The 18,430-nt window shown below is 71.2% G+C and carries 16 protein-coding genes and 2 pseudogenes; 7 read left to right on the plus strand and 11 right to left on the minus strand.

Translation table 11 applies throughout. The features are described 5' to 3' along the window. Positions 1 to 31: 31 nt before the first annotated feature. From BO39_RS09205 to BO39_RS09230, 6 genes and pseudogenes are all read left to right on the plus strand, one after another. Positions 32 to 982: a LysR family transcriptional regulator gene (locus BO39_RS09205; RefSeq protein ID WP_043832226.1), complete on the plus strand. Its 951-nt coding sequence runs from the start codon at positions 32 to 34 to the stop codon at positions 980 to 982. A 37-nt stretch (positions 983 to 1,019) separates the two neighbouring features. Next, entirely contained in the window at positions 1,020 to 1,667 is a 648-nt protein-coding gene (locus BO39_RS34330) for a hypothetical protein (protein ID WP_043832227.1), read from the plus strand. Then, complete coding sequence (locus BO39_RS09215) at positions 1,667 to 2,560, plus strand: tyrosine recombinase XerC (RefSeq protein WP_043832432.1); 894 nt, start codon at positions 1,667 to 1,669, stop codon at positions 2,558 to 2,560. The genes BO39_RS34330 and BO39_RS09215 overlap by 1 nt, the downstream gene beginning before the upstream one ends. Before the next feature lie 122 nt (positions 2,561 to 2,682). Continuing rightward, positions 2,683 to 3,156 (plus strand): GFA family protein, encoded by a 474-nt coding sequence (locus tag BO39_RS09220; protein WP_043832228.1) that lies wholly within the window; start codon positions 2,683 to 2,685, stop codon positions 3,154 to 3,156. A 158-nt stretch (positions 3,157 to 3,314) separates the two neighbouring features. Then, positions 3,315 to 4,286 (plus strand): Bug family tripartite tricarboxylate transporter substrate binding protein, encoded by a 972-nt coding sequence (locus tag BO39_RS09225; RefSeq protein ID WP_043832230.1) that lies wholly within the window; start codon positions 3,315 to 3,317, stop codon positions 4,284 to 4,286. Between the two features lie 258 nt (positions 4,287 to 4,544). After that, positions 4,545 to 4,874: pseudogene (locus BO39_RS09230) on the plus strand (RidA family protein); the annotation flags it as partial. Here BO39_RS09230 and BO39_RS09235 read toward each other — a convergent pair. From BO39_RS09235 to BO39_RS09285, 11 genes are all read right to left on the minus strand, one after another. After that, positions 4,871 to 6,229: an MATE family efflux transporter gene (locus BO39_RS09235; RefSeq protein WP_043832231.1), complete on the minus strand. Its 1,359-nt coding sequence runs from the start codon at positions 6,227 to 6,229 to the stop codon at positions 4,871 to 4,873. The pseudogene BO39_RS09230 and the gene BO39_RS09235 sit on opposite strands and share 4 nt — an antisense overlap. Beyond that, the gene (locus tag BO39_RS09240) at positions 6,222 to 6,704 is read right to left on the minus strand and encodes a winged helix-turn-helix transcriptional regulator (protein ID WP_043832232.1); all 483 of its coding nucleotides are present in this window, start codon (positions 6,702 to 6,704) and stop codon (positions 6,222 to 6,224) included. The genes BO39_RS09235 and BO39_RS09240 overlap by 8 nt, the downstream gene beginning before the upstream one ends. Positions 6,705 to 6,759: 55 nt before the next feature. Further along, positions 6,760 to 7,215: a GreA/GreB family elongation factor gene (locus BO39_RS09245; RefSeq protein WP_043832234.1), complete on the minus strand. Its 456-nt coding sequence runs from the start codon at positions 7,213 to 7,215 to the stop codon at positions 6,760 to 6,762. A gap of 1 nt (position 7,216) precedes the next feature. Next, the gene (locus tag BO39_RS09250; RefSeq protein ID WP_043832235.1) at positions 7,217 to 7,519 is read right to left on the minus strand and encodes a PGPGW domain-containing protein; all 303 of its coding nucleotides are present in this window, start codon (positions 7,517 to 7,519) and stop codon (positions 7,217 to 7,219) included. 67 nt (positions 7,520 to 7,586) lie between these two features. Continuing rightward, positions 7,587 to 8,978 carry a dihydrolipoyl dehydrogenase gene (gene lpdA / locus BO39_RS09255; protein ID WP_043832238.1) on the minus strand — a complete coding sequence of 464 codons (1,392 nt, stop codon included), beginning with the start codon at positions 8,976 to 8,978 and terminating at the stop codon, positions 7,587 to 7,589. A gap of 131 nt (positions 8,979 to 9,109) precedes the next feature. Further along, the gene (locus tag BO39_RS09260; protein ID WP_043832241.1) at positions 9,110 to 9,898 is read right to left on the minus strand and encodes an ABC transporter ATP-binding protein; all 789 of its coding nucleotides are present in this window, start codon (positions 9,896 to 9,898) and stop codon (positions 9,110 to 9,112) included. Continuing rightward, the gene (locus tag BO39_RS09265; RefSeq protein WP_211257407.1) at positions 9,895 to 11,013 is read right to left on the minus strand and encodes a FecCD family ABC transporter permease; all 1,119 of its coding nucleotides are present in this window, start codon (positions 11,011 to 11,013) and stop codon (positions 9,895 to 9,897) included. The genes BO39_RS09260 and BO39_RS09265 overlap by 4 nt, the downstream gene beginning before the upstream one ends. A gap of 7 nt (positions 11,014 to 11,020) precedes the next feature. Then, entirely contained in the window at positions 11,021 to 12,169 is a 1,149-nt protein-coding gene (locus tag BO39_RS09270; RefSeq protein WP_052401849.1) for an ABC transporter substrate-binding protein, read from the minus strand. Positions 12,170 to 12,339: 170 nt separating this feature from the next. After that, on the minus strand, positions 12,340 to 13,587 hold the full coding sequence (gene odhB, locus BO39_RS09275) for a 2-oxoglutarate dehydrogenase complex dihydrolipoyllysine-residue succinyltransferase (RefSeq protein WP_043832243.1): 1,248 nt from the start codon (positions 13,585 to 13,587) through the stop codon (positions 12,340 to 12,342). Between the two features lie 25 nt (positions 13,588 to 13,612). Beyond that, entirely contained in the window at positions 13,613 to 16,498 is a 2,886-nt protein-coding gene (locus BO39_RS09280; RefSeq protein WP_043832245.1) for a 2-oxoglutarate dehydrogenase E1 component, read from the minus strand. 322 nt (positions 16,499 to 16,820) lie between these two features. Further along, entirely contained in the window at positions 16,821 to 17,717 is an 897-nt protein-coding gene (locus tag BO39_RS09285; protein WP_043832248.1) for a branched-chain amino acid aminotransferase, read from the minus strand. A 120-nt stretch (positions 17,718 to 17,837) separates the two neighbouring features. Here BO39_RS09285 and BO39_RS09290 point away from each other — a divergent pair. Continuing rightward, a pseudogene (locus BO39_RS09290) lies at positions 17,838 to 18,380 on the plus strand (MarR family winged helix-turn-helix transcriptional regulator); the annotation flags it as partial. Between the last annotated feature and the right edge of the window lie 50 nt (positions 18,381 to 18,430).

The raw sequence follows: 18,430 nt of genomic DNA on the forward strand, positions 1-18,430 counted from the left end.
AGAACAGAATTTCGTGCGAGATGATGCCAAAATGGCAGCACCCTCCCCCAGCCGCGCTCTTCGCATCCACGCGCCGGGCATCGGCTACTTCGACGCGGTTCGCCGCGCCGGCTCCATCCGGGAGGCGGCGCGGCGGCTGAACGTCGCCTCCTCCGCCGTAAACCGGCAGATCCTCAACATGGAGGCCGAACTCGGCGCGAAGCTCTTCGACCGCCTTCCCGGCGGGCTGCGGCTGACGGCGGCGGGGGAAATCCTCGCCCAGCACGTCATCACCGTGCTGCGGGACGCGGAGCGGGCACGCTCGGAACTCGACGCGCTGGCTGGGCTGCGGACGGGCCATGTGGACCTCGTGACGCTGGAAGGCCTCTGCCACCGCGTCGTGCCGGAGGCCGTGGCGGCGCTGCAGGGGCGGCAGCCGCGGATCACGGTCAGCACCGGCATCCTCGGCAGCGCCGACATCCCCAGCGCCATCCTTTCGGGCGACGCGCATCTCGGCCTCGCCTTCGAGGTGCGGCGGCACCCCGGGCTGCGGCAGCTCGCGGTGGCCCGGCTGCCGCTCGGCGCGGTGGTGCCGCCGGACTCCCCGCTGGCCGACCGCGCCGCCATCACCATGGCCGAGTGTGCTGGCCCCCCGCTCATCCTGCCGAGCGCCAACTTCGCCAACCGCGATCAGATCGACGCCCTGCTGCAAGGCGCCGGCCGGACCGAGGGGATGCGCGTGGGGTACGAGGCCGGCTCGGTGGAGCTGATGAAGCGGATGGTGCTGCTCGGCCTCGGCATCGCCTTCATGACGCGCGCGGGGCTGGAGGCGGAGTTGGAGGCCGGGCGGCTCGTCCATGTGCCGCTGCATAAGGGCCGCGCGCCCATCCTCAGCGAACTCGGGCTCTATGCCCGGGCGGAGACGGCCCTCCCCGCGGCGGCGGCGGCCTTCGCCCAGCACATGGGCGATGTCCTCGGCCGGTTGCACGGGTCAGGCGGGTGATTCGCGCTCCGCGCGAGGCCCTGGCAAACTGGCGCGGATGACCTTTCCTGCACCGCAGACAGAGGATGGCCGAGAGGCCGAGGCGGCCCGGGTGGCGGCCTATCTCTCCGCCCATCCCGGCTTCCTGGCGGAACGGCCCGCCCTCTACCGCGCGCTGCACCCGCCGAAACGCGTGCATGGCGAGACCCTGGCCGACCACATGGCCGCCCTTCTCGTCGCGGCGCGGGCGGAGACAGGACTGGTGGCCGATGCCGCGCGGGGCGGCCTGGACCTGACGATCCGGGCGGCGACGGCCATCGCGGCGCTGATCGGGGCCGCGGACGTGCTCGGCGCGGTCTCCGCCGAATGGCCAGCGCTGCTCGGCCTCGAATGCGCGTCGCTGGTGACCGAGGGCGCCCCTTCAGCCGGCCTGCGCGACCTTCCCGCCGGCGCGGTCGCGCGATTGATGGAGGGGCGCGAGATCCTGGTCCGCGACCACCCGGCCGAGGCCGCCCTTCTCCACGGCGAGGCCCATGCGCTGATCAGCCGCGACGCCCTGGTGGTCCTGCCCGGCACCCGGCCGCGGTTGCTGGCGCTGGGCGCACGGGAGGCCGGGCGCCTGCCCCTGCGCGGCGCCACCGCGCCGCTCCGCCTCCTCGCCCATGCACTCGCTCGCGCGCTGGACGGCACGATGGGCGAGCCGTGATCCCGGCGCTCGCCGCCCGCGAGGAATTCATCGGCTGGCTCGCGCGCGAGCGGCGTGCGAGCCCGGAGACGGTCGAGGCCTATGGGCGCGACATCGCGGACCTCCTTGGCTTCCTCTCCATCCATCAGGGCGGGGAGCCGGATCTCGCAGCGCTCGGGCTGGCCGACCTGCGCTCCTTCCTCGCGCAGCGGGCGATGGCGGGGATCGGCGCCTCCTCCCGCGCGCGCCAGCTCTCGGCCATCAAGACCTTCCTGCGCTTCCTCGTCCGGCGACACGGCCTGGCGCCGCTGCCGCTCGGCGGGCTGAGCGGCCCCCGGCGCAAGCCGCCCGTCCCCCGCGCCCTGACCGAGCCGCAGGCCCGCACCGCCACCTCCGACAGCGCGGCCGACACTCCGGCCATGGCCGCGCGGGACCGGGCGCTGTTCACCCTTCTCTACGGCTGCGGGCTTCGCATCTCGGAGGCGCTGTCGCTCGACATGCGCAACGCCCCGCGCGCCGGAACCGGCCTTCGCGTGCTCGGCAAGGGCCGGAAGGAGCGGATCGTGCCCGTGCTGCCGGCCGTGGAGGCGGCAATGGCCGAGTGGCTGCGCCACCGCGGCCCCGCCACCCCCGACGCCCCGCTCTTCACGGGGGCCAAGGGCGGGCGGCTGGACCCGGCCGTCGCCCAGAAGGCCCTGCGCGACCTGCGGAGGGCGACAGGCCTGCCGGAGCACACCACCCCGCACGCCCTGCGCCACTCCTTCGCCACGCACCTTCTCGGTGGCGGGGCGGACCTGCGGGCGATCCAGGAATTGCTCGGGCATGCCAGCCTTTCCACCACACAGCGCTACACGGCGGTGGACCAGGCGGGGCTGCTGGAGACCTGGCGGCGGGCCCATCCGCGAGCGGACTAGGGGTCGGACCGCCCGGGCGAAAAGGCGGGGTTCCGCTTCCGGTCCGGAGAGGCCTAAGACATCCTTCCCCAGCCGGCGGGAAGGGGCGTCGAAGCGATCCTAACCAGGAAGGCACGGGCAACATGGCGGGCGACACAAACCTCCGGGCCGGCGGTTGCCATTGCGGCGCGGTGCGGTTCGAGGTGACGCTCAGCGACGGCTTCGACTCCATCCGCCGCTGCACCTGCTCCTACTGCCGGATGCGCGGCGCCGTCGTCGCCATGGCGGAGATGGGCGGGATCAGGATCCTCCAGGGAGAGGAGGCACTGACGAGCTATCGCTTCCACACCGGGGCGGCGCAGCACTTCTTCTGCTCGCGATGCGGGATCTACACGCATCATCAGCGACGATCGAACACGAACCTGTTCGCCGTGAACGTCGCCTGCCTGGAGGGGGTGAGCCCGTTCGATTTCCCCGAGGTGCCGGTCATGGACGGCATCAACCACACGAACGACACCGGCAAGCCGACACGCCGGGCAGGCACACTGCGCTTCATCCCGGCTGACGAGCCGCCGCCGGACGGCAGCCGCGCGGCCGGGCTCCCGCCGGAAGGCTGACGGCCGCCTGACCGTATGCCGCCGCGCAGTCGCCGCGGGAGAGCCGAGCACGGCCGCAGAGCCGTGGTTCGGGCCCGCTGGCCGTCGCTCGGCGCTTCCCCTCGCCCCCGCGCTTCCCCAATACTGTGGATCGAGGAAACGAACCGGGAAGAAACGCCATGAACGTCACCCGCCGCACGCTCGGCCTGGGCGCCGCCGCGCTCGCCACACCTTTTCTTCCAAAGCCCGCCCTCGCCCAGCGCGGCTTCCCCGACAAGCCGATCCGCATGCTCGTGCCCTGGGCGCCCGGCGGCACTACGGACGTGCAGATGCGCGCGGTCTGCGAGCAGGCGGGCAAGCGCCTCGGCCAGCCGGTCGTGGTCGAGAACAAGGCCGGCGCGGGCGGCATCCTCGGCGCCCAGGCCCTGCTGAACGAGCGGCCGGACGGCTACACCCTCTCCCAGATGCCGATCAGCGTCTTCCGCGTGCCCTTCATGAGCCAGCGCCCGCCCTTCGACCCGCTGGCCGACTTCACCTACATCTCCCACCTCACCGGCTACCTCTTCGGCGTGGTGGTGCGGGCGGACGCGCCCTGGCCGGACTTCAACGCCTTCCTGGCGGAGGCGAAGGCTAATCCGGGCCGGTTCAACTACGGCACGCCGGGCGTCGGCACCTCGCTGCACATCACCATGGAGAGGATCGCGACGGAGCGGGATCTCAACTGGGTCCACGTGCCCTTCCGAGGCGTCGCCGAGAACATGCAGGCCCTGCTTGGCGGCCAGATCCACGCGACGGCCGACAGCTCCGGCTGGGGGCCGCTGGTGGAGGAGGGGCGCCTGCGCCTGCTGGTCACCTGGGGGCCGGAGCGCGCGAAGCGCTTCCCCGCGGTGCCGACGCTGAAGGAACTCGGCATGGATATCGTCTCCACATCGCCCTACGGGATCGCGGGGCCGAAGGGGATGGACCCCGCCGTGGTGCGGGTGATCGACGCCGCCTTCCGGGGCGCCGTCGCCGATCCCGCGCACATGGCGGTGCTGGATCGCTTCGACATGCCCGCGATGGCCATGGGGCCGGAGGACTACACCGCCTTCGTGCGCCGGCAGGTGGAGGAGGAATCCGCGATGATCCGGCGGATGGGGCTCAGGCTCTAAGCGCCGTTGTGGTGAGGCAGGGAACGGTCTCCCGGTAGGCAGCCCTTCCCGGCAATATCCGGAGCGGCTGGTACAGGGCTTGCTGAGTTCCGGTGCCTCCAGTCAGGACCGGTTCTCATAAAGCGTCTTCTTGCCGCCCTTCTCATCGCGGCTATGCCAGCGGCAGCTCAAACGGTGCCCACGGCGAACGTCACCATCCTGAACCCGCCGGGTTCGATCAGCGCGACGGGGCCGTGAGGCCTCGCCGCCCGCACGGGCAACACCCTCTACATCGCGGGGATGCGTGGAATCGACCCGACCACAAACCAACTCGTCCAGGGGGATGAGGCGCGCATCCGGCAGGCGTTCCGAAACATGATCCACATAGCCGCGAGCGCCGGGGCGAAGCCGGAGGACGCGGTGCGCCTCGTCGTCTACGTGACCGACATGTTCCGCTTCCGCTTCCGCTTCCGCCCGATTGCCAACAAGGTGCAGGAGGAGATCTGGGGCCGGGGGCCCTATCCGCCGCGCACCATCATCGAGGTGCAGCGCCTGAACCAGGATGATATCCTGGAAGTCGAGGGCACCTTCGCAATCCCGCCGGGCTAGGCGGAAGGCCCGCCGGCGACCGGACGCGCCGCCCAGACCCCCGGCCGCACGCCGGCCGCCGTGACCAGCCCATAGGCGGTGATGCCGAGGGCGACGGCCAGGAACTGCCCGTCCAGCCCCATCCCCAGCACGTCCCCCAGCAGCCAGCCGCCGCCGACCGCGACCCCGATGCGCGAGAGGCCCGCCGCCACTGGCCAGCCCATCCGCCCCGCCCCCTGGGAGGCGAAGTAGAGCGCCATTCCCAGGCCGAAGCCCCCGAAGGCGAAGCCGGTATAGGAGAGCGCCCGCGCGGCGATGGCAATCACCGCGGGATCGGCGGTGAAGAAGCCGGCAAAGGCGGCCGGCGCCGCGGCGACGAGGAGGCCGATCGCGCCCGTGACCGCGAAAGCCATGGCGGCCCCCGTCCAGGCCAGGCGCAGCCCTTCCTCCCACCGCCCGGCGCCGACCGCGCGGCCCACCAGCGCCGTGAGGGCGGAGCCCACCCCGAAGGCGATGGGGATCATCAGGAACTCCAGCCGCGCGGAGATGCCATAGGCCGCGACCGCCGCCGCCCCGTGCGGGGCGATGCGCGCGGTGACGAGGATGGTGGTGAGGTTCGCCACCCCCGCCAGCAGGCTCGCGACCAGCCCGACCGAGAGGATGCGCCAGAACATCGCCCCGGAAGGCCGCAACCGCAGCACCGGCCGGAAGCCCGCCCGCCCCCGCATCACCGCCGCCCCCATGACGAGGGTGGAGGCGAGGAAGGCCGCCGCCAGCGCGGCGCCGATCCCCGGCAGCCCCATGCCCAGCGGCTCCGCGAGGGCCCAGGCGAGTGGCGGGTAGGCGGCCCAGGTCAGCAGCAGCACCCGCGCTGCCAGCGCGTGCTGCCCGCCGCCCCGCAGGACGGAGGCGAGGGTGTTGGCCAGCCAGACCGGCACCGCCCCCAGCCCGAAGAGCCACATCGCGTAGGGCGCCGCGGCCTCCGCCGCCGTCGCGCCCCCGATGGCGCCGAGCACGGCGCGCGGGAAAACCGCGAGCAGCAGGGCAAAGGCCCCGCCGGCCACGATGGCAATAAGCACCGCGTGCAGCACGAGGGCCGCGGCCTCGTCCCGCCGGCCGGCACCCAGCGCCCTCGCCGTGGCCGAGGTGACGCCGCCCCCCATGGCCCCCGCCGACATCTGCTGCATGAGAAGGCTGAAGGGCAGCACCACCGACCAGCCCGCCAGCGCCGCCGTGCCCTGACGTGCCGCGAGCCAGGTCTCGGCGATCTGGGCCACCACCTGCAGGACGGAGCTGAGCGCGGTCGGCGCCGCCAGCGCCAGGATCCGCCGCGCCGGGGAGAGAGCGGGAAGCGGGGCGGCGAGGCTCTCAGCCATGGGCCACCTCGGGCGCCAGGCGGCGGCGCATGGCCTCGCCAGCGCCGGGGCCGGGCAGGAGGCGAACCGATTCGGGGCGCAGCGGCGCGCCGTCCGCGCCGCGCGGCGGGTTGGCCGCCACCTCCTCCCCGGTCGTGGCATCGACGAGGCGCACCACCGGGCCATCGGGGGCCATCCAGCGGTCGCTCCAGGCCTTCAGGGTGAGGAAGGCGGGGAAGAAGTCGCGGCCCTTCTCGGTCAGGCGGTAGGCGTGGCGGGCGCCCTCCGGCACCCGCTCGAGCATCCCGTGCTCCACCAGCTTCGCCAGCCGGGCGCTGAGGATGTTGGAGGCGATGCCGAGGTGGCGCGCGAAGTCGTCGAAGCGGGTGGTGCCGTAGAAAGCCTCTCGCAACACGAGGATCGCCCAGCGCTCCCCGAGCACCTCCATGGAGCGCGCGATGGGGCAGCGCATGCGGGAGAAGTCGGTGCGGGGCATGGGACGCCTCTGAATGGCTTGCATGATGCAAGCCTGTTCGCTTGCATCATGCAAGCTAATCCGCGCCGTCGTTCTCCACTGCCATGACGATGAGGATGCGGCCGCCTGGCCCCTCCACCTCGTCACCGGGCTCCGCGCCCTCCAGCGCCTGCGCGAGCGGAGCGCGCCAGCCGATGAGGCCCGCCGCCGGGTCCGCCTCGTCCTCTCCCACGATCCGCAGGCGGCGTGGCGCCGCGCCCTGCACCGCGACGGTCAGCCAGGAGCCGAAGCCGGCCGCCCTCCCCTTCGGCGGCGCGGTGAGTTGCGCGCTGGCGCGGCGCTGCCGCCAGTAGTGGAGGTCGCGCTGCTCCATAGGGCCGGGCGCGGACAAGGCCAGCAGGCGGGCGAGTTCGGCCTCCATGCGGGCGAGGCCGCTGGCCGTCACCGGATTGGGGCCGGGCGGAACGGGGCGCTCGGGCAGCGGCTCGGGCGGCTCGCTCCCATCGGGCTCGCGGACGAAGGCGCGGCTCATCTCAGCCGCGGCCGATGGCCCGCCGCAGCCCCGCGCCCCAGCCGGCCACGCGGGTGGACATGGAGACCTCCAACGCCTCGATCTTCGAGACCGCCCCGGGCCAGCGGTCCTGCACCCAGGACCACCGGTTGGCGGCCCAGAGATACTGGTCGCGCAGCACGAAGACACCGAGGGCGAGGAAGAGGAAGCCCTGCAGAAAGGGCAGGACGCAGCCGAGCACGCCGAGCACGATGAAACCCCAGCCGAGGCGCTTGCGGCTCCGGTCCGGCTTCAGGGCGACGTAAGGGGGGCGGGCGTTTTCCATCGCCCGCCAGATGGCCCAGGCGCCGCGCGTATCAAGCGCGGCGCGCGGCTTCGTCAGATGTGGCCCCTCAGATGTGGATGGGGCGCCCGTCCACGGCCAGGGCCGCTTCCTTCACCGATTCGCTTAGCGTCGGGTGGGCGTGGCAGATGCGGGCCACGTCCTCGGCGCTGGCGCCGAACTCGATGGCCGTGACCATCTCCGCGATCAGGTGGCCGGCATCCGGGCCCAGGATATGGGCGCCGAGCACGCGGTCGGTCGTCTTGTCCGCGAGGATCTTCACGAAGCCGTCGGTGTCGCCCATGGCGCGGGCGCGGCCATTGGCGGTGAAGGGGAACTTGCCGGACTTGTAGGCAGTGCCGGCGGCCTTCAGCTCCTCCTCGGTCGCGCCGACCGCGGCCACCTCGGGCCAGGTGTAGACGATGCCGGGGATAGCGCCGTAGTTCACGTGGCCGTGCTGGCCGGCCAGGATCTCGGCCACCGCCACACCCTCGTCCTCCGCCTTGTGGGCGAGCATGGCGCCGGCGATCACGTCGCCGATGGCATAGATGCCGGGGACGTTGGTCGCGAAATGCGCGTCGGTCTTCACCCGGCCGCGCTCGTCCAGCGCGACGCCGACCGCCTCAAGGCCGAGTTCCGCGGTGTAGGGGCGGCGACCGATGGCGACGAGAACGGCGTCCGCCTCGATCGTCTGTGCCTCGCCGCCCTTGGCGGGCTCCACCGCCAGGGTGACGCCGGCATCGGTCTTGGTCGCGCCCGTCACCTTGTGGCCGAGCTTGAACTTGAAGCCCTGCTTACCGAGTACGCGCTCGAAGTTCTTAGCGATCTCGTTGTCCATGCCGGGCAGGAGGCGGTCGAAGAACTCGATCACCGTGACCTCGGCGCCGAGACGCCGCCAGACGCTGCCCAGCTCCAGCCCGATCACGCCGCCGCCGATGACGACGAGGTGCTTCGGCACGCTCTCAAACTCCAGCGCGCCGGTGGAGGTGACGACGCGCTTCTCATCGACCTCGACGCCCTTGAGCGGCACGCTCTCGCTGCCCGTTGCGATGACGATGTTCTTCGTCTCGTAGGTCGTGCCGGCCACCTCGACCTTGCCGGGGGCGGTGATCTTCCCCGAGCCCTTCAGCCAGGTGACCTTGTTCTTGCGGAAGAGGAACTCGACCCCCTTCACATTGGACGAAACCACCTCGCCCTTGCGCGCCTGCATCCGGGCGAGGTCGAGCTTCACGCCCTCCACGTTGATGCCGTGGTCGGCGAACTTATGGGCGATCTCCTCGAAGTTCTCGGAGGACTGGAGAAGCGCCTTGGAGGGGATGCAGCCGATGTTGAGGCAGGTGCCGCCGAGCGTCTCCCGCTTCTCCACGCAGGCCACCTTCATGCCGAGCTGGGCGGCCCGGATGGCGCAGACATAGCCGCCGGGGCCGGAGCCGATGACGATGAGGTCGAAGGAGTCGGGCATGGCGGGCGGGTCCTGCAATGATCTTGAGGGGGCAGGTAGCAGGCCCGAGGCCCGGCTTGAAGGGTGGAGGCGCCTTCAAGTGGTGTTCTGGCAGGGTTGTTCCGGCCGCAACCCCGGCCGGAGGGTCGCGGTCAGGCCGCGCCGTCCAGCCTCGCCAGCGGGTAGATGGCCCGGTGCCCGCCCTCCACGGCCATGATGTGGCAGTCCACCCCGTAGATCCGGGCAAGCCTTTCGCGGGTCAGCACCTCCGCCACCGGGCCGGCATGCACGGGCGCGCCCTCCTCCAGCATGAGCGCGGAATCGGCGTAGCGAGTGGCGAGGTTGAGGTCGTGCAGGACCATCACCGTCGCCATGCCCGAGCGCCGCGTATGGGCGCGGACCAGCTCCAGCAGGTGGAGCTGGTTGGCGAGGTCCAGCGCCGAGGTCGGCTCGTCCAGCAGCAGCACGCGGGGTCGGCGCACCAGGGCGAGGGCGAGCGCCACCATCTGGCGCTGCCCGCCCGACATCTCCCCGGGCGTGCGGCGGGCGAGCGGCTGCAACCCGAGCATATCCAGCATCGCCTCGGCCCGCCGAAGGCTCTCGCGCGGGGCGGCCCAGGAGAACTGGCCGCCGTTCTGTGCCAGCAGCAGCAGGTCGAAGACGGTGAGCTGGGCGGAGAGCTGCGCCACCCCCTGGGCCACGTAGCCGATCCGCCGGCTGCGCTCTGCGGGGCCAAGAGCGGTGAGGTCCTGCCCCTCCAGCCGGATGGTGCCGCTGACCGGCAGCAGCCCCGCCAGCCCGCGCACGAGGGAGGTCTTGCCCGCCCCGTTGCGGCCGAGCACCGCCAGGCATTCCCCCGCATTCACTGTGCAGGAGACGCCGCGCACCGCCTGGTGGCGCCCGATGCGGACGCCGAGGTCTTCGATCCCGAGAAGGCTCATCGCACCGCCCGCCGTCGGCTGTGGAGGATCTGCGCGAGGAAGACCGGCAGGCCGAGCAGGGAGGTGATCATCCCGATCGGCAGCACCGCCCCCGGCAGGATCAGCTTGCTGGCCAGGGATGCCAGCGTCAGCACGAGCAGCCCGCAGGCTGCGGTGACCACGAGGGAGAAGCGCTGGTCCTCCCCCACGAGCATCCGCGCCATGTGGGGCGCGACGAGCCCGACAAAGCCGACCACGCCGATGGTCGCGGTGGCCGAGGCCGCGAGGAGGGCCGCGGCCACCAGCATCATGAAGCGAAGCCGCTCCACCCGGATGCCCAGCACCACGGCGCCGTCCCCGAAGCCGCGGAGCGCCGTCAGCGCCCAGGCACGGGCGAGCAGCAGTGGCAGGACAAAGGCAAGGATGGCCGCGTTGATCGCCACCTTCGTCCAGGTGGCCTTCAGCAGCGAGCCCAGCAGCCAGAAGACGAGGGACTGAAGCTGGTTCACGTCCGCCATGTACTGCGCGACCGCGAGAAGCGCGGAGAAGGCGAAGTGGACGGCAATGCCGAGCAGCGTGACCGTCTCCACCCCCATCCCCGTCCGCCGGGCGAGGAGGGTGACGAGCACCACAGTGGCCAGCGCAAAAAGGAAGGCGTTGGCGGAGATGAATAGCTCCGCCGGGATCCAGTCCGCGGCCGCACCGAGGACGGAGGAGCCGAAGACGATCGCCATGGCCGCCCCGAAGCCGGCGGCGGAGGAGATGCCCAGCGTGAAAGGCTCGGCCAGCGGGTTGTTCAGCACCGTCTGCATCAGCGTGCCCGCGAGCGCGAGGGCGATGCCGGCCAACGCGGCGGTGAAGGTGATGGGCATCCGAAGTTCCCAGAGCACCACCCGCACGGTGGGGTCGGCGGTGCCGGGGGAAAGCAGCCCCTCCATAACCTCATGCAGGGAGAGGGTGCCGGAGCCGACGACAAGATCTGCCAGCAGGGCCGCGACGCCCGCCAGCAGCAGGGCGGCGAGGAGCAGCGCGCGCCAGGTGACGGAGCGGCGATAGTCGCGGACGGCAACGCCCTCCCCGCCCTCCAGCTCCGGCGCGGCGATGACGGCGCCGGCGAGGCCCAGCCGCTGCGACACCGCCGCCCTACCCGCCGACGCGCGGCGCGGTGGCCGAGATGAGGAAGGGCTGCGCCGGGATATGGGTGAAGCGGGCGAGGATGGTGCGGTAGGTCTCGTCCGGGTTCAGGTCGGCGAACTGCTGAGGATGGAAGGCCTTCGCCAGCGCCTCCAGCCCCACGATGTTCAGGACATGGTTGTAAAAGCCGTGCCAGACGCCGAAGACCTGGCCGCTCCGCGCGGCCTCGACCTGGGCGAAACCGGGGCGCGCCTCCAACCGGGCAAGGGACTTGGCGACGGCCCCCTGGTCGCCGCCATAGCCGAAGGGCAGGGTCACGGCGCCGCGGCCGCGCCAGTTGGCGCCGGTCATCACGTAGATGTCCGGGCGGCGGGCGATGACGGTCTCCATCGTCACCTCCCCGGAGGCGCCGGGGACGAGGTCGGCGCCGATGTTGTGGCCGCCGGCGGCCTCGACCAGCGGCCCCCAGCCCACGCGGCCCTGGGTGAAGCAGCACGCCTCCGGGCCCGCGAAGCCGGCGCGGGTCTCGATGAAGACGTTCGGGCGCGTGCCGGCGGCGGCGATCCCGGCTTGGACACGAGCGAAGCGCTCGCGGGCGAAGCCGGCAAATTCGGCGGCCTCGGCTTCCCGGTCCAGCACTTGGCCGAGGAGTTCGACGGAGCGGACGGCGTTCGGCACAGGGTCGTCGAAGCTGTCCACGAGGAGCAGCGGGATGTTGAGCTGGGCCAGCCGCTGGTCCACGCCGGCCTCCTTCAGGGCGCCGAGCGCGCGGGCCTCGGCCACCACCAGCTGCGGGCGGGAGGTCATCACCTGCTCCGCATTCACCTGGCCGTTGTCGCCGAAGCCCATGTCGGGGATGGCAGCGGCCTTGGGCCAGGCGCCACGGAGGATGTTCCAGAACCCCTCGTCGGCCCGGCTGGGGATGTTGTTCCAGAGCACCACGCGGGCGAAGGGGTCATCCCGGTCGAGCATGGCGAGGATGGAGATGTTGCGGCCGTCCTGCAGGACCACGCGCTCGGGCTTGCGGGGAATGGTGACCTGCCGGCCCGCGAGGTCCGTGACCGTCAGGGGGTACTGCGTGGCCTGGGCAGGGAAAGCCAGGGCGAGAAGCGGCAGCAGGGCGGCCGCCGCGAGGCGGCGAAGGGGGGGCAGCGTCATCGGGTGATCCTGTCGGCCAGGGGCCGTTTCAGGCTCATTGAGAATGACTTGCAATGTAAATTCCCGTCATGCCTGGGCCATGCCCCGGACATGGCAACCCCGGCCCGCAAACGCGAAGCGCGCCGGAGGGTCCTCCCTCCGGCGCGCTCCAACAACTCAGGAAGGTGGGATCAGAGCCCGAGCAGCAGCCGCCGCGCGTCCTCCACGCCCTCCTTCACGCGCACGAGGAAGGACACCGCCTCCTTCCCGTCCACGATCCGGTGGTCGTAGGAGAGCGCGATGTACATCATCGGGCGCACCTCGATCTTGCCGCCCACCACCATCGCCCGCTCCTTGATCGCGTGCATCCCGAGGATGCCGGACTGGGGCGGGTTGAGGATCGGGGTGGACATCAGGCTGCCGTAAATGCCGCCATTGGTGATGGTGAAGCTGCCGCCCGCCATCTCCTCGAGCTTCAGCTGGCCGTCGCGCACGCGCTTGCCGAAGTCGCCGATCGCCTTCTCGATGCCCGCGAAGGACAGGTCCTGCGCGTTGCGCAGCACCGGCACCACGAGGCCCGAGGGGCCGCCGACCGCGATGCCCATGTTGACGAAGTGCTTGTAGACCACCTCGTCGCCGTCAATCTCGGCGTTCACCGCCGGGAATTCCTGCAGCGCCGCCACGCACGCCTTCACGAAGAAGGACATGAAGCCGAGCTTCACGCCATGCTTCTTCTCGAAGGCGTCCTTGTACTCGGACCGGAGCGCCATCGCGTTCGTCATGTCCACCTCGTTGAAGGTGGTGAGCATGGCGGCAGTGTTCTGCGCCTCCTTCAGGCGGCGCGCGATGGTGATGCGGAGGCGCGTCATCTTCACGCGCTCCTCGCCCTCGCCGGTGGCGCGCGGGGCCTTGGCGGCGGGCGCGGCGGCGGCAGGGGCCGGGCGGGAGAGGAACTCCAGCACGTCACCCTTGGCGATCCGGCCGTCCTTGGCGCTGCCCTGGCCGATCTGACCGGCCGAGATGCCGTTATCCGCCATCATTTTGGCGGCAGCGGGCAGCGGGGCATGGGAGGTGGCGCTGGTGGGCTCCGCGCCGCCGGGGCGGGAGACGGGGCCGGCGACGGGGCGCGGCTCCTCCACCTTCGGGGCAGCCTGGGCGGGCGCCGCGGCCGGGGCCGCCGCCTTCGGCGCGGCGGACGCACCGGAACCGGCGCCCAGCGTGCCGAGAAGGCCGCCGACCTCGACCTCGGCGCCCTCGTCGGCCGCAATGCTCTCGATGGTGCCGGCGGAGGGGGCGTTCACCTCCACCGTCACCTTATCGGTCTCCAGCTCGACCAGCGGCTCGTCGGCAGCCACCGATTCGCCCGCCTTCTTCAGCCAGCGGGCCACGGTGGCCGTCGTTACGCTCTCGCCCAGGGTGGGCACCAGGATCTCGGTCATCGTCTTTCCTCTGCCAAGGTCCGGCTCAGCTCAACCCGAGCGCCTGGCGAACGAGCGCTTCCTGCTGCTGCGCGTGCACCTTGGCAAGCCCCGTTGCGGGGCTGGCGGCCGCGGGACGGCCGACATAGCCCGGCCGCCGGGCCTTCCCGCCCGCCGCGACCAGCACCTCCTCGATCTTGCGATCGACGAAGTTCCAGCCGCCCATGTTCTCCGGCTCCTCCTGGCACCAGACCACCTCGGCCTTGCTGTAAGGGGCCAGCACCTTCGGCAGGGTAATCCGCGGGAAGGGGTAGAGCTGCTCCATGCGGATGATGGCGACATCCTTCACGCCCTTGTCGCGGCGCTCCTGCAGCAGGTCGTAATAGACCTTGCCGCTGCAGATCACGACGCGCCGCACCTTGTCGGGCGCCACGAGCTCGTCGGTCTCGGGGATCACCACCTGGAAGCGGCTGCCCGGCCCGAACTCCGCGAGGGAGGACACGGCCAGCTTGTGCCGCAGCAGCGACTTCGGCGTCATCAGGATGAGCGGCTTGCGGTAGTTCGCCTTCATCTGGCGGCGCAGCGCGTGGAAGTAGTTCGCGGGGGTGGTGATGTTGGCCACCCGCATGTTCCGCTCGGCACAAAGCTGGAGGTAGCGCTCGAGGCGCGCGGAGGAGTGCTCCGGCCCCTGCCCCTCGTAGCCGTGAGGCAGCAGCATCACGAGGCCGGACATGCGCAGCCACTTCGTCTCGGCCGAGGCGATGAACTGGTCGATGATGACCTGCGCGCCGTTGGCAAAGTCGCCGAACTGCCCTTCCCACATCACGAGCGTGTTCGGGTCGGCCAGCGAGTAACCGTAGTCGAAGCCGAGGACGCCGAACTCCGAGAGAAGGGAGTTGAAGGCCTCCAGGCGCTTCTGGCCGTCGCGGATGTTGTTCAGCGGGACGTATTCGGCCTGCGTCTGCTGGTCGATCAGGTAGGCGTGGCGCTGGGAGAAGGTCCCGCGCTGCACGTCCTCGCCGGAGATGCGCACGCGATGGCCGTCCACGAGCAGCGTGCCGATGGCCAGCGCCTCGCCGGTCGCCCAGTCGATGCCCTCGCCGGTGTCGATCGCCTGGCGCTTGGCCTCGAGCTGGCGGACGATCTTCGGGTTGGCCCCGAAGCCCTCCGGCACGCGGGAGAGGGCGGCGCCCACCTCGCGCAGCAGGTCCGGCTCCGCGGCCGTGTCCGTCTCGGCCTCGGGCTCGTCGTTCCCGGCGGCCTTCAGGCCGGACCAGTGGCCCTCCAGCCAGTCGGCCTTGTTCGGCTTGAAGGTCTGGCTGGCCTGGAAGGCCTCGTCCATCTTCGCGAAGAAGGCGTCCTGAATGGCCTTTGCCTCGGCCTCCGGCACCGAGCCCTCGGCCGCCAGCTTCGTAGCGTACTTCGTGCGGGTGGTCGGCGTCTCCTTGATGCGGGCGTACATCAGGGGCTGGGTGAAGGCCGGCTCGTCGCTCTCGTTGTGGCCGTGGCGGCGGTAGCAGACGATGTCGAGCACGATGTCGGTGGAGAAGCGCTGGCGGAACTCGGCGCAGATCCGGGCACAGAAGACCACCGCCTCCGGGTCGTCCCCGTTCACGTGCAGGATCGGCGCCTGGACGGACTTCGCGACATCCGTGCAGTAGAGGCCCGAATAGGCGTGCGCCGGGGTGGTGGTGAAGCCGATCTGGTTGTTCGTCACGACATGGATCGTGCCGCCGACGCGGTAGCCGATGAGCTGGCTCATCGCCATCGTCTCATAGACCACGCCCTGGCCGGCGAAGGCGGCGTCGCCGTGCAGCAGGATGCCCATGACGCTCTTCCGCGCCTTGGTGTCCCCGGCCATGTCCTGGCGGGCGCGCACCTTGCCGATGACCACCGGGTCCACCGCCTCCAGGTGGGAGGGGTTGGGCTGGAGGGAGAGGTGGACCTGCCGGCCCTCGATCTCCACGTCCGTCGAGGTGCCCAGGTGGTACTTCACGTCGCCCGAGCCCTGCACGTCCTCGGCGTGGCCTGCGCCCTTGAACTCGGCGAAGACCTGGGTGAAGGACTTCTTCACCACGTTCACGAGCGTGGAAAGGCGACCGCGATGGGCCATGCCGATCGCGATCTCGTTCACGCCGTCCCGGGCGCCCTGGGCGATGATCTCCTGCAGGGCGGGGATGGTGGACTCGCCGCCCTCAAGGCCGAAGCGCTTCGTGCCCACGAACTTGCGGGCGCAGTAGGCCTCGAAGCCCTCGGCTTCGGTCAGCTGCTGGAGGATGGTGCGCTTGCCGTCCTTGTCGAAGGCGGCCTTCCAGGGCGCGCCCTCGATGCGCTGCTGGATCCAGGACTTCTGCTCGGGGTCCTGGATATGCATGAACTCGACGCCGATCGGGCCGCAGTAGCTCGACTTCACGATCGAGAGGATCTCGCGCAGCGTCGCCGTCTCGCGGCCGAGAACCTTGTCGATGAAGATCGGCCGGTCGAGATCGGCCTCGGTGAAGCCGTAGGTCGCGGGGTCCAGCTCCGGGTGCGGCTTCTTCTTCTGCAGGCCCAGCGGGTCGAGGTCGGCCTCGAGATGGCCGCGCACGCGATAGGCACGGATGAGCATCAGCGCGCGGAGTGAGTCGATCACCTGCTGGCGGGAGACAGCGGGATCGGCCGGCTTGGCGGCCGGCGCGGCGGCGCCCTTGCCACCCTTGGCCGGCGCGGGCGCCTCGGGCTCGGGCGCGAAGCCGCCGCGCGGGCGGGGGGCCCAGGAGGCGCCGGCGGCATCGCCGAGCACCGCGCGGGCGTCGTCGTTCAGCGCGGCGAACAGCTCCTGGAAGGAGGGATCGACGCTCTCTGGGGCCTGGACCCAGCGGGCGTAGAGGTCTGCGAGGAAGGCGGCGTTCGCCCCCGTCATCGCACTGGCTAGGATGTCGACTCCGGGCATGATCTTCCGCTTCGGCTCTGGGCTGATGAGGGGTTTAGACGGCGAACGGGGCAGGGTTGTGGCGATTCGAGGCCCGGCAGGGCCCCCGGAGCCGAGGGCTCGTCGGGGCCCGCGGTGGCCGGCGCGCAATTTCTGGACCTGCTTCCGTTATCATCTCGTTGCTCTCCCGGCGCTGGCCGGGTCTCCCACGCACCAATTGGTCCGCGACGCACCGCTTGTCACCCGTCTTACCGTCATGACAGGTCGGCGCAAGACACGGGCAACTCATAAGTCATGGAAATGCCGGGGAGGGCGGAGCGAACCCGCCCTCCCCATAGGACTCTCAGGCCGCCGCGACGAGACCGGCTTGGCCACCCCGCACCAAACTCGCGTAGTCGGCGACCAGCCGCTCCGTGATCCGGCCAGGGGTGAAGTGAAGGTCCGCGATCCTCCGAACCGGCGTCACCTCCGCCGCCGTGCCCGCCAGGAACACCTCGCTCGCCCCGGCGATCTCCCCGCGCGCGATGGTCCGCTCCACCACCTTCATCCCGGCCCGCCGGGCGAGGTCCATCACGGTGCGGCGGGTGATGCCGTCGAGGAAGCCGAGCGGGGCCGGGCTGTGCAGCTCCCCGTCGAAAACGAAGAAGATATTCGCCCCGGTCGCCTCCGCCACATCGCCCTTGAAGTCGAGCATGAGGGCATCGTCGAAGCCCTCCTCCTCCGCCGCGTGCTTGGAAAGGGTGCCGATGACGTAGAGGCCACTCGCCTTCGCCTCCGTCGGCGCCGTCTCGGGAGAGGGACGGCGCCACTTCGCCAGGGCCAGGGAGATGCCGGCCATCCGGTCCGCGCCGAAGAGGTTCGGCCAGGCCCAGGCGGCGATCGCGACATGGATGCTTGTGCCCCGCGCCGCCACCGCCAGCTTCTCCGAGCCGCGCCAGGCGATGGGGCGGAGATAGCCGTCGGTCAGGCCGTTGCGGGCGAGGGCCTCGGTGCAGGCCGCGTCGATCGCGTCCATGCCATAGGGGATCTCAAAGCCGAGATGGCGGGCGGAGCGGAAAAGGCGTTGGGTATGTTCGCGCAACTTGAACACGCGGCCACCATAGGCCCGCTCGCCCTCGAAGACGCCGCTGGCATAATGCAGCCCATGGGTCAGCACATGCAGCCTCGCGTCGCGCCAGGGCACGAAGCGGCCATCGAGCCAGATCCAACCGTCACGGTCATCGAAGGGAGCGGGAGGCATGAGTGTTTTCCTTCCTGAAATGGCCATTGCGAGTAATTTTCTTTCTTCTCGCCCAGAATCGTTAGAAGAAAACGCATGATTACGTCAACAACACTGCCAGAACCAGAGGGCGGAGCTGCCATGTCCGAACGGCCGGATCACCGCGGCGCGCCCGGCTCCTCCGCCGGCGCGCAGGGCGCGGCCGGGCGCAACCTCCTCTTCCTGCGGGAGGAGGAGCTGCGGCTGGCCCAGGACCTTCTCTTCTTCGGCTACCGCGACTTCACGGCCGGGCCGGATGCCATCCTGGCGGAGCTGGGTATGGGCCGGGCGCATCACCGGGTGCTGCACTTCCTCGGCCGACGGCCGGGGCTGACGGTGGGGGAGCTGCTCGGCATCCTCGCCATCACGAAGCAGTCCCTCGCCCGCGTGCTCACGCCCCTCGTCGCGCAGGGCTATGTCGCGCAAAGCCCGGGCCGGGCGGACCGGCGCCAGCGGCACCTCTCCCTCACTCCGATGGGGGAGGCACTGGAGCGGCGGCTCTTCGAGCGGCAGCGGGAGACGGTGACGCGCGCCTATCGCGAGGCCGGTCCCGTGGCGGTGGAGGGTTTCCGCCACGTGATGCGCGGGCTGATGGGCCCGGAGGCCCGGCGCGGGCTGGACCGCCTGGGCGCCCGCGCGGGCGCGCCCCCCGGTTACGACACGCCGCCGAGGCCCCGGCCGGAGGGCGGCAAGGC

This window comes from Roseomonas aerilata DSM 19363 (assembly GCF_000711725.1).
GTDB classification, from domain to species: Bacteria; Pseudomonadota; Alphaproteobacteria; order Acetobacterales; family Acetobacteraceae; genus Roseomonas; species Roseomonas aerilata.

What these genes read in the sequence shown, in the direction of transcription:
- BO39_RS09205 (WP_043832226.1), top strand. Translation starts at nt 32, where the DNA reads ATGGCAGCACCCTCCCCCAGCCGCGCTCTTCGCATCCACGCGCCGGGC.
- BO39_RS34330 (WP_043832227.1), top strand. Translation starts at nt 1,020, where the DNA reads ATGACCTTTCCTGCACCGCAGACAGAGGATGGCCGAGAGGCCGAGGCG.
- BO39_RS09220 (WP_043832228.1), top strand. Translation starts at nt 2,683, where the DNA reads ATGGCGGGCGACACAAACCTCCGGGCCGGCGGTTGCCATTGCGGCGCG.
- BO39_RS09225 (WP_043832230.1), top strand. Translation starts at nt 3,315, where the DNA reads ATGAACGTCACCCGCCGCACGCTCGGCCTGGGCGCCGCCGCGCTCGCC.
- BO39_RS09235 (WP_043832231.1), bottom strand. Translation starts at nt 6,229, where the DNA reads ATGGCTGAGAGCCTCGCCGCCCCGCTTCCCGCTCTCTCCCCGGCGCGG.
- BO39_RS09240 (WP_043832232.1), bottom strand. Translation starts at nt 6,704, where the DNA reads ATGCCCCGCACCGACTTCTCCCGCATGCGCTGCCCCATCGCGCGCTCC.
- BO39_RS09245 (WP_043832234.1), bottom strand. Translation starts at nt 7,215, where the DNA reads ATGAGCCGCGCCTTCGTCCGCGAGCCCGATGGGAGCGAGCCGCCCGAG.
- BO39_RS09250 (WP_043832235.1), bottom strand. Translation starts at nt 7,519, where the DNA reads ATGGAAAACGCCCGCCCCCCTTACGTCGCCCTGAAGCCGGACCGGAGC.
- lpdA (WP_043832238.1), bottom strand. Translation starts at nt 8,978, where the DNA reads ATGCCCGACTCCTTCGACCTCATCGTCATCGGCTCCGGCCCCGGCGGC.
- BO39_RS09260 (WP_043832241.1), bottom strand. Translation starts at nt 9,898, where the DNA reads ATGAGCCTTCTCGGGATCGAAGACCTCGGCGTCCGCATCGGGCGCCAC.
- BO39_RS09270 (WP_052401849.1), bottom strand. Translation starts at nt 12,169, where the DNA reads ATGACGCTGCCCCCCCTTCGCCGCCTCGCGGCGGCCGCCCTGCTGCCG.
- odhB (WP_043832243.1), bottom strand. Translation starts at nt 13,587, where the DNA reads ATGACCGAGATCCTGGTGCCCACCCTGGGCGAGAGCGTAACGACGGCC.
- BO39_RS09280 (WP_043832245.1), bottom strand. Translation starts at nt 16,498, where the DNA reads ATGCCCGGAGTCGACATCCTAGCCAGTGCGATGACGGGGGCGAACGCC.
- BO39_RS09285 (WP_043832248.1), bottom strand. Translation starts at nt 17,717, where the DNA reads ATGCCTCCCGCTCCCTTCGATGACCGTGACGGTTGGATCTGGCTCGAT.